This window comes from Streptomyces sp. NPDC058877 (genome assembly GCF_042742855.1).
Taxonomy (GTDB): Bacteria; Actinomycetota; Actinomycetes; order Streptomycetales; family Streptomycetaceae; genus Streptomyces.
The window spans coordinates 1-8,837 of sequence record NZ_JBHYMF010000254.1 but is presented as its reverse complement, the minus strand read 5'-3'; the positions used below and the strand labels follow the sequence as shown (position 1 = coordinate 8,837).

General features: G+C 73.0%; 9 protein-coding genes. 5 read left to right on the top strand and 4 right to left on the bottom strand.

The features are described 5' to 3' along the window. Window positions 1-101 precede the first annotated feature (101 nt). Window positions 102-962 carry a 3-hydroxybutyryl-CoA dehydrogenase gene (locus ACFW2Y_RS32880; RefSeq protein ID WP_384886488.1) on the bottom strand — a complete coding sequence of 287 codons (861 nt, stop codon included), beginning with the start codon at window positions 960-962 and terminating at the stop codon, window positions 102-104. Between the two features lie 198 nt (window positions 963-1,160). Here ACFW2Y_RS32880 and ACFW2Y_RS32875 point away from each other — a divergent pair, with 198 nt between their 5' ends. After that, window positions 1,161-2,384, top strand: coding sequence for a glycoside hydrolase family 10 protein (locus ACFW2Y_RS32875; RefSeq protein WP_384886485.1), 1,224 nt, complete (start codon window positions 1,161-1,163; stop codon window positions 2,382-2,384). A gap of 4 nt (window positions 2,385-2,388) precedes the next feature. Here ACFW2Y_RS32875 and ACFW2Y_RS32870 read toward each other — a convergent pair whose 3' ends face one another. Beyond that, window positions 2,389-2,592: a DUF1918 domain-containing protein gene (locus ACFW2Y_RS32870; RefSeq protein WP_384886482.1), complete on the bottom strand. Its 204-nt coding sequence runs from the start codon at window positions 2,590-2,592 to the stop codon at window positions 2,389-2,391. 93 nt (window positions 2,593-2,685) lie between these two features. Then, on the bottom strand, window positions 2,686-3,642 hold the full coding sequence (locus ACFW2Y_RS32865; protein ID WP_384886479.1) for a DMT family transporter: 957 nt from the start codon (window positions 3,640-3,642) through the stop codon (window positions 2,686-2,688). Between ACFW2Y_RS32865 and ACFW2Y_RS32860 the strand changes: the two genes are divergently transcribed. The 4 genes from ACFW2Y_RS32860 to ACFW2Y_RS32845 all read left to right on the top strand — a co-directional run bounded on the left by ACFW2Y_RS32860 (window position 3,641) and on the right by ACFW2Y_RS32845 (window position 7,644). Further along, window positions 3,641-5,077, top strand: a complete 1,437-nt coding sequence (locus tag ACFW2Y_RS32860) for a PLP-dependent aminotransferase family protein (RefSeq protein WP_384886476.1) — start codon at window positions 3,641-3,643, stop codon at window positions 5,075-5,077. The two genes, ACFW2Y_RS32865 and ACFW2Y_RS32860, sit on opposite strands and share 2 nt — an antisense overlap. Before the next feature lie 102 nt (window positions 5,078-5,179). Continuing rightward, the gene (locus ACFW2Y_RS32855) at window positions 5,180-5,641 is read left to right on the top strand and encodes a GNAT family N-acetyltransferase (protein ID WP_384886473.1); all 462 of its coding nucleotides are present in this window, start codon (window positions 5,180-5,182) and stop codon (window positions 5,639-5,641) included. Between the two features lie 69 nt (window positions 5,642-5,710). Then, window positions 5,711-6,286 (top strand): histidine phosphatase family protein, encoded by a 576-nt coding sequence (locus tag ACFW2Y_RS32850; protein ID WP_384886491.1) that lies wholly within the window; start codon window positions 5,711-5,713, stop codon window positions 6,284-6,286. 197 nt (window positions 6,287-6,483) lie between these two features. Then, a complete protein-coding gene (locus ACFW2Y_RS32845; RefSeq protein WP_384886471.1) occupies window positions 6,484-7,644 on the top strand; it encodes a methyltransferase in 1,161 nt (386 codons plus the stop codon). A gap of 137 nt (window positions 7,645-7,781) precedes the next feature. On the opposite strand, the gene ACFW2Y_RS32840 is transcribed toward ACFW2Y_RS32845, so the two are convergent. Then, window positions 7,782-8,609, bottom strand: a complete 828-nt coding sequence (locus ACFW2Y_RS32840; RefSeq protein WP_384886468.1) for a sigma factor-like helix-turn-helix DNA-binding protein — start codon at window positions 8,607-8,609, stop codon at window positions 7,782-7,784. Between the last annotated feature and the right edge of the window lie 228 nt (window positions 8,610-8,837).

The window sequence follows — 8,837 nt, the reverse complement described above, 5'->3', positions numbered from 1 at the left end:
GTGCGGGGGTACGGGCCGCCCGGCCGGAGTCGCGGCGTCAGGGGTCGGACGCCGCCCCTCCGGGTCTGGAAGAGGGACCGGTCCCTCAGGAGCGACCGGTCTCAGGAGTAGGGGTAGAAGCCGGAGCCCGTCTTGCGGCCGAGCCGTCCCGCGTCCACCATGCGCTGGAGCAGCGGGGGAGCCGCGTACAGCGGCTCCTTGAACTCGGAGTACATCGAGTCGGCGATCGACGCGATCGTGTCCAGACCGATCAGGTCGGAGAGCTTCAGCGGGCCCATCGGGTGGGCGCAGCCGAACTCCATGCCGTTGTCGATGTCCTCGCGGCTCGCGATGCCCGACTCGAACATCCGGATCGCCGAGAGCAGGTACGGCACCAGCAGTGCGTTGACCACGAAGCCGGAGCGGTCCTGGGCCCGGATTGCGTGCTTGCCGAGGACCTTCTCCGAGAACGCCTGGGCCCGGCTGATCGTGCCCTCGGAGGTGGTGAGGGCCGGGATCAGCTCGACGAGCTTCTGCACCGGGGCCGGGTTGAAGAAGTGGATGCCGATGACCTGGTCCGGGCGCGAGGTCGCGACGGCCAGCTTGACCAGCGGGATGGACGAGGTGTTCGAGGCCAGGATCGCGTCCGGGCGGGTCAGCACCTGGTCCAACACCTGGAAGATCTCGGTCTTGACCTGCTCGTTCTCCACGACCGCCTCGATGACCAGGTCGCGGTCGGCGAACTCTCCCAGGTCGGTGGTGAAGCTGAGGCGGGCGAGCGTCGCGTCCCGCTCCTCCTCGCTGATCTTCCCGCGCTCGGCGGCCTTCGCCAGCGAGTTGTAGAGCCGCGTGCGGCCGATCTCCAGCGCCTCGCCGGTGGTCTCGGCGACCCTCACGTCAAGCCCGCTCCGGGCACACACCTCTGCGATGCCCGCGCCCATCTGGCCGCAGCCCACCACTCCGACGCGCTCAATGTCGGCCATGGAGTCCGTCACCTCGTGCCTTTCGCTCTTCTCTGGCGGCGGGCCTCCGTGTGATTCCGGTGCGTCCGCCTCGACCCCCACGACGTTACCGCTCATTAACCGATGATCGATCGTCCGGGGCGTGCATGCTGTCCAGGTGGGTGTGACGTATCCGACAGTGGAAGGGGACAAGTGCGGCCTATCGGCAGAAGAGGGTTCGTGACCGGCGCCGCCGGTGTGACGCTCGCCGCGACGGGCGCGACCGGGGCCACGGCGACCGACGCGGTGGCTCCGGGGCGACCTGCGGTCCACCGGCGGCGGGAGTTCCGCGGCATGTGGATGGCGACGGTGGCCAACCGCGATTGGCCGTCCCGAGCCGGCCTGACCGCCGAGCGGCAGCGCGCGGAGCTCCTGGGGCACCTGGACACGGCCGTAGAGCGCCGGCTCAACACGGTGGTCCTCCAGGTCCGGCCGACCGCCGATGCGTTGTGGCCCTCGCCGTATGAGCCGTGGGCGGAGTGCCTGACCGGCACCCAGGGCCGGGACCCCGGTTGGGACCCGCTGGGCACGGCCGTCGACGAGGCCCATGCGCGGGGGCTCGAACTGCACGCCTGGTTCAACCCTTACCGGGTGGCCAACCACACCGATCCGCGCCGTCTCGTCGCCGACCATCCGGCGCGGCTCCGTCCCGAGTGGGTGCTGCCGTACGGCGGGAGGCTCTACTACGACCCCGGGCTGCCGGAGGTCCGGGACTTCGTCCAGGACGCGATGTTGGACGCGCTGTGCCGCTATGACGTCGACGCCGTGCACTGGGACGACTACTTCTATCCGTATCCGGTGGCCGGTCAGTCCTTCGCCGATGACGCGACGTACCGGCGGTACGGCGGTGGCTTCCCCGACAAGGCCTCCTGGCGGCGGCACAACATCGATCTCCTGGTCGCCGGGACGGCCGCCCGGATCAAGGCGATCAGGGCGGACGCGGCCTTCGGCATCAGCCCCTTCGGCGTGTGGAGGAACGTCGACACCGACCCGGAGGGCTCCGACACCCGTGCCGGAGTGCAGACCTACGACGACCTGTACGCCGACACCCGGAAGTGGGTCCGGGAGGGCTGGATCGACCACGTCGTGCCCCAGCTGTACTGGAACATCGGCCTGCCCGCCGCCGACTACGCCAAGCTGCTGCCCTGGTGGGACGCGGTCGTCCGGGGCACCGGCGTGGAGCTCTACATCGGGGAGGCCCTCTACAAGGCGGGTGCGCCCGCCCAGCCCGCGGCCTGGCAGGACCCGCAGGAGCTGTCGCGCCACCTGGCGCTGGCCGCTGCCCACCCTTCGGTCGGCGGCCACTGCTTCTTCTCCGCGAAGGAGGTCGCCGCGGACCCGATCGGGGCGATGGCCACCGTGGTGGCCGATCACTACCCGACCAGGGTCCGTCCGCCGGGGTAGGGACTCAGTCGGTCCCGGCCCCCGGGCGGTGGCGCACGACGGTGTCGGGACCCGGAGACATCAGGGCCTCGTGTCCGTCGTCCTCGAACTTCACGCGGTACGGGGGAGTGCCGTTCTCTCCCAGTACCTGAAGGACCTCGGCCGTACGGTCGTGGTGACCGACGGTCCGGCCGTGCACCAGCAGTTTGTCGCCCACGCTCGCCTGCATCGGGTTGACCTCCTCGCGACCGGGCTTGTTCCGTCCTGCTCAGCTCGGAGCCTCTTTCTGTCATTGTGACCCGTTTCTTCCGCATTCGTCGCCTCAGCTCTTGGCCCGTTGGGTGACCGCGATGCAGACCAGGACCGCCACTGCCGCCACCGGGGCGGCCAGGGGCAGCGCTTCGCCGAGGAGGGAGACCGACCAGAGGAGGGTGAGCAGCGGTTGGGCGAGTTGGAGCTGACTGGCCTTGGGGATGCCGATCTCGGCCATGCCCCGGTACCAGACGTACAGGCCGAAGAAGGTGGAGCCGGCGGCGACCCACAGGAGGCCGACGACCCCGTGTGCGGTCAGCCGGACCGGTTCGATCGACAGGGCGACGGCCGAGGCGGCCACCATGAGCGGCAGGCAGAGGACCAGGGCCCAGCCGATGACCTGCCAGCCCGGCATGAGTGCCGCGAGCCTGCCGCCCTCGGTGTAGCCGGCCGCGCACACCAGCAGCGCCCCGAAGAGGTACGAGTCGCCGGTGGAGAGTTCGCCACCGCTCTGCTGGAGGGTGAAGCCGAGCACCACCGCGGCGCCGGAGGCGGCCGCGATCCAGAAGGCGCGGGACGGGCTTCGGCCGGTCCGCACGGCGGCGAAGGTCGCGGTGGTGAGCGGCAGCAGGCCCACGACCACGGCGGCGTGCGAGGTGGTGGAGGTCTGCAGGGCCAGTGTGGTCAGCAGCGGGAATCCGATGACGACGCCGCAGGCCACCACGGCGAGGCCCGCCCGGTGGCGGCGCTCGGGCAGGGGCACCCGGCTCGCGAGCAGGAAGGTGCCGGCGATGAGGCCGGCGAGCGTGGAGCGCACGGCCACCAGTGACCAGGGGCCGAAGCTCTCCAGACCCCAGGCGGTCGACGGGAATGTGAGCGAGAAGGAGATCACCCCGAGCCCGGCGAGCAGGGTGCCGCGGTTGCGGGGGGCGGAGGTCCGACGGGGGGCGTTCGGTGCGGCCGTGGTGGACCCAGAAGCGGTGACCGCTATCGCGGTCGCCTCGGTAGCGCTATCCTGTGCTCTCATGCATGAGCGTAGCAGTGTGGCTGAACTGGCGAAAACCCTCAAAGCTGATATGGATCGCTACTCTCCGGGCGAGAAGCTGCCATCGAGTCGTGTGCTCGTCGAGCGCCATCGGGTCTCCCCGGTCACCGTCAGCCGGGCCCTGGCCCTCCTCGCGGCCGAAGGGCTCGTCGTCACCCGCCCCGGCGCCGGCGCCTACCGTGCAGAACCCCGCACCGCCGTTCCGGTCGCCGGGGACACCTCCTGGCAGGAAGTCGCCCTCAGCGCTGACGCCGCCACCGAGCTCGTCCCCCGTGCCGTCGACGCCTCCGGCGTCCTCGTCACCCTCTCCGCCCCTCCCCCCGGTGTGATCGAGTTCAACGGCGGCTACCTCCACCCCTCCCTCCAGCCCGAGCAGGCCCTCGCCGCCGCCCTCGCCCGCGCCGGCCGGCGGCCCGGCGCCTGGGGCCGGCCACCCATCGACGGCCTCCCCGAGCTGCGCGAATGGTTCGCCCGCGAGATCGGCGGCAGCGTCACCGCCGCCGAGGTCCTCATCACCGCCGGCGGCCAGCCCGCGATCGCCACCGCGCTGCGCGCCCTCGCCCCACCCGGCACGCCCGTCCTCGTGGAGTCGCCCACCTATCCGGGCATGCTCGCCGTCGCCCGTTCGGCCGGGCTCCGGCCCGTACCCGTGCCGACCGATGCCGGCGGGGTCCGTCCCGAGCTCCTCGAAGCCGCCTTCCGCGCCACCGGAGCCCGCGTCTTCGTCTGCCAGCCGCTGTTCCAGAACCCGACCGGCACCGTGCTGCAGCCCGACCGGCGCCGCGAGGCGATTCGCATCGCCCGTGCCGCCGGCGCCTTCATCGTCGAGGACGACTTCGCCCGTCGTCTCGTCCACGAGGACGCGGGCCCACTGCCCGCCCCCCTCGCCGCAGCGGACCCCGACGGCGTCGTCGTCCACGTCTACTCGCTCACCAAGCCCACCTCGCCCAGCCTCCGGGTCGGTGCCCTCGCCGCCCGCGGCCCGGTCCTGGAGCGGCTGCGCGCCATCCAGGTCGTCGACAGCTTCTTCGTACCCCGTCCGCTCCAGGAGGCCGCGCTCGAACTCGTCGGCTCCCCGGCCTGGCCCCGTCACCTCCGCGCCGTCTCGCAGGAACTCAGGAGCCGCCGGGAGGCCATGGCCGGGGCGCTCGCCCGCCACCTCCCCGAGCTCACCCCGCCCCACGTGCCCTCCGGCGGCTACCAGCTCTGGTCGCGGCTCCCCGACATGCTTCCCGAGTCCTCCCTCCTGACCGCCGCGCTGCGTGCGGGGGTGGCCGTCGCGCCCGGCCGCCCGTACTTCTGCGCAGAGCCCCCCGCCGGCCACATCCGGCTGAGTTTCGCGGGTGTCGCCGGCCCCGCGGAGATCGCCGAGGGCGTACGGCGCCTGCGCGCGGCGGTGGACGAGCTCACCTCCTGATCCGGAGGTGCCCCTTCCTGGCGGTTGCCGGTGAGGGCCCACCGGGGGCCGGCCCGAGGGAATTCGCCTGACAATCCGGCGCGCCCCTGAGAGCCTTCGGCCATGAGCGACAGCACCGCCGTCGGCGTTCCCGACGGCCCCGTCCTGCACGGGGAGTACGAGATCTCGGCGGATTCCGCGCGGATCGATGCGACACGCGTCCACCGCTGGCTCTCCACCGATGCCTACTGGGCCCTCGGTCGACCTCGGGACAAGCAGGACGACGCCATCGCCGGCTCGCTGAACTTCGGCGCCTACCACCGGGAGACCGGGGAGATGAGCGCCTACGCCCGCATCGTCACCGACTACGCCACCTTCGCCTGGCTCTGCGACGTCTACGTCGACCGACCGGCCCGCGGCACCGGTCTGGGCACCGCGCTGGTCGCCGCGGTCCGCGACCACATGGAACCGTACGGCCTGCGCCGCATCCTGCTCGCCACCGCCGATGCCCACGGCGTGTACGAGAAGGTGGGTTTCACGCCACTGCGATATCCGGACAAGTGGATGACTCTCGGGCAACAGTGAGCCCGCTTCCCTCCCGTCCCCACGGCCGACCCCTTGACCAGCGGCGCCGTCGGCCCCACGATCGCGGCCATGGGTCTTCGGGTGACGCTCGTCACGGCAGCACGCAGCTCCGCCCTGCTCGCCGAACGCTTCGACGACGACCGGCCGCTGGACGAGGCCGGCTGGTACGAGGTGCAGCAGGCCGCGCCCGCACTCATCCCGCTCGGCGAGGCCGAGCTGCGCTACTGCTCACCCACCCCGCGCAGCCGTGCCACCGGCACCGCCCTCGGCTACGCGCCGCTCGCCCAGCCCGCGCTGCGCGACTGTGACATGGGCCGCTGGCGGGGGCTGACCCTGGCCGAGGTCGCCGCCTTCGAACCGGACGCCGTCGACGCCTGGCTCACCGACCCCCGCATCGCCCCGCACGGCGGCGAACCCCTCCTGGCCTTCATCACCCGCGTCGGAAACTGGCTCGACACCCGCCCCGCCGACGACGGCTCCATCGTCGCCGTCGCCGAACCCGCCGTCGTACGGGCCGCCCTCGTCTACGCCCTGAAGGCGCCGCCCGCCACCTACTGGAGCGTCGACGTCCGTCCCCTCTCCACCGTCACCCTGACCGGTCGTCCCGGCCTCTGGCACTTCCGGCTCGGCGCCGCCCTGCGATGACGCGCGCCGGGGCCGGTCGAGCGGGACGGGCGCGGAGGGCGGACCGCGTCAGTGCGGAGCGGGGTGCCGGAGACCGGAAACGGCACCGGGAAGAGCAGGTCGGGGCAGGCCGGGGGCGCAAAGACCGGCAACAGGGGCCCGGCAGGGGCCGTGCGACGGGGCTCCGAAGGGCTGCGACCGGCTAGCCTGAGAGCACGATGAACCGTTTGAGCACGTCATGGGGCGCCTTCACGCTGACCCGCTTCCCCGAGGACCCGCGCGACCAGCTGCGCGCCTGGGACGCGTCCGACGAGTACCTCCTCGGACACCTCGCCGATGAGGGAACCGACCTCTCCGGCACCGTTGTCGTCCTCGGCGACCGCTGGGGAGCCCTCGTCACCGCGCTGCAGGCCGCAGACCCCGCCGAACTCGTCCAGGTGTCCGACTCGTACCTCGGCGGGCAGGCGACCTCGGCCAACCTCGCGCGCGCCGGGGCGGCCCCGGACGCCGTACGGCTGCTCACCACCCAGGACCCGCCGCCGGAGCGGATCGACGTGCTCCTCGTCCGCGTCCCCAAGAGCCTCGCGCTCCTGGAAGACCAACTGCACCGGCTGGCGCCCGCCGTGCACGAGAACACCGTGATCGTCGGCACCGGCATGGTCAAGGAGATCCACACCTCCACGCTCAAGCTCTTCGAGCGGATCCTCGGTCCCACCCGCACCTCCCTCGCGGTGAAGAAGGCCCGGCTGATCCACACCACCCCCGACCCGGCCGCCGCGCCCGGGCCCAACCCGTGGCCGCACCGCTACGCACTCCCCGAGGACACGCCTGCGCCCGGCCTTCCCGGACTGACCGTCACCAACCACGCCGGGGTCTTCTGCGCCGACCGCCTCGACATCGGAACCCGCTTCTTCCTCGCGAACCTGCCGGGCGGTCTCGGCCGGGCCAAGGTCGCCGACCTGGGCTGCGGGAACGGTGTGGTCGGCCTCGCCGTCGCCCTCCACGAACCCGAGGCGGAACTGGTCTTCACCGACGAGTCCCACCAGGCGGTCGCCTCCGCCCGGGAGAACTTCCGTGCCCACGGGGGCGCCGGCCGCACGGCGGAGTTCCTCGTCGGAGACGGACTCGCGGCGCTGCCCCCGGGCTCCCTCGACCTCGTCCTCAACAACCCGCCCTTCCACAGCCACCAGGCCACCACCGACCGCACGGCCCGCCGCATGTTCGCGGACGCCCGGCGCGCGCTGCGGCCCGGCGGCGAACTGTGGGTCATCGGCAACCGGCACCTGGGCTACCACGTCACGCTCCGCAGGATCTTCGGGAACAGCGAGCTCGTCGCGAGCGACCACAAGTTCGTGGTCCTGCGGGCGACCCGGACCTGAGCCGCCTGACCGCCGCTCCCTCCGGAGCCGTCCGGTGGCGGGCGCGGCGATCCGGCCTCCGTGCGGTCGACCACCACGACGCGCCGGTGTGCGCACCCCCGGGCGGCAGCGCTCGCCGCCACCCGGGGGCGCATCCGTCAGGAGTCGGGGAAGGCGAGGTCGAGCGCGCGTACCCGGTCCTCCCCGACGGTGATGGACAGGGCGACGATCACGTCCCGGCGGAGGGTCGCGGCGAACGCCGACACCGGCCGGCCGGCGAGGAAGGCGACCGCGCCCACCGCCCCGTCGACCAGCGCGGGACGTGACACCTCCGCGCGCCGGGCGGTGGCGACGGCCACCTCGGCCACGGCAGCGGCGCCGTGCACCGTTCCGGCATCGGAGCGGGCGACCGCGTCGGGAGCGAGCAGCGCCCCCATCACCCGGTGGTCACCCGTGCGCACCCCCGCCATGAACCGGTCCATCACCGCCCGTTCCCGCCGGCGCGCGCCGCGGGGCGTCCTCCTGCCCCGGATCCGCTCCCGCGCGCGCCGGACGAGCCGCGCGGCCGTCTCCGGGGACACCCCGAGGACCCGCGCCGTCTCGTGCGGGGGCAGCCCGAACCCGTCGTGCAACACCCAGGCGAGCCGCTCGTCATCGCGGAGCCCTTCGAGCACGACGGGCAGCGCCAGCCACAGGAAGGCGACCCCCTCCCCTTCCCGCCAGCTGCTCCGCGCGTCCTCGGCCCGGCCGCGCCCTCCCTCCGGAGCGTGCTCCTGCAGCCCCCGGAGGCACTCCCGACCCACGGCAGCCGTCAGCCAGGCGCGGACCGTCGCACCACCATCCCGGCCGAGCCCTGCCCGCGCTGCCGCGAGCGCCTCCTCGGCCTCCGCGGGCGACGCCGCGATCCGCAGGGCAACGGCCCGCAACTGCTCCTCGTGGGTGTCGAAGCAACCGGTCAGCGCGGTCAGAAAGGTGTCGTCGTGCATGGCGCCCCGTTCCTCGTCGGTTCCGTCACCGCATTGACGCGGTGGCCCGACGGAACGTGACGGCGCGGCCCTCCGCCCGGGGAGGGCCGTTCGGCCGTCGGATCCGCGAGGTCGGCGAGCAGCCCCTCCCCGCACCATCCCGTGCGGCTCCGCGCGGACGGAGGTGGGGCCCGTGAGCCCCCCGCACCTGCTTCGACCGGCGAAGGGGCCGGCACGACACCCTCGTGT

Excerpts from the sequence above, each read along its gene's own strand:
- ACFW2Y_RS32880 (WP_384886488.1), bottom strand. The coding sequence starts at position 962 with ATGGCCGACATTGAGCGCGTCGGAGTGGTGGGCTGCGGCCAGATGGGC.
- ACFW2Y_RS32870 (WP_384886482.1), bottom strand. The coding sequence starts at position 2,592 with ATGCAGGCGAGCGTGGGCGACAAACTGCTGGTGCACGGCCGGACCGTC.
- ACFW2Y_RS32860 (WP_384886476.1), top strand. The coding sequence starts at position 3,641 with ATGCATGAGCGTAGCAGTGTGGCTGAACTGGCGAAAACCCTCAAAGCT.
- ACFW2Y_RS32865 (WP_384886479.1), bottom strand. The coding sequence starts at position 3,642 with ATGAGAGCACAGGATAGCGCTACCGAGGCGACCGCGATAGCGGTCACC.
- ACFW2Y_RS32855 (WP_384886473.1), top strand. The coding sequence starts at position 5,180 with ATGAGCGACAGCACCGCCGTCGGCGTTCCCGACGGCCCCGTCCTGCAC.
- ACFW2Y_RS32850 (WP_384886491.1), top strand. The coding sequence starts at position 5,711 with ATGGGTCTTCGGGTGACGCTCGTCACGGCAGCACGCAGCTCCGCCCTG.
- ACFW2Y_RS32845 (WP_384886471.1), top strand. The coding sequence starts at position 6,484 with ATGAACCGTTTGAGCACGTCATGGGGCGCCTTCACGCTGACCCGCTTC.
- ACFW2Y_RS32840 (WP_384886468.1), bottom strand. The coding sequence starts at position 8,609 with ATGCACGACGACACCTTTCTGACCGCGCTGACCGGTTGCTTCGACACC.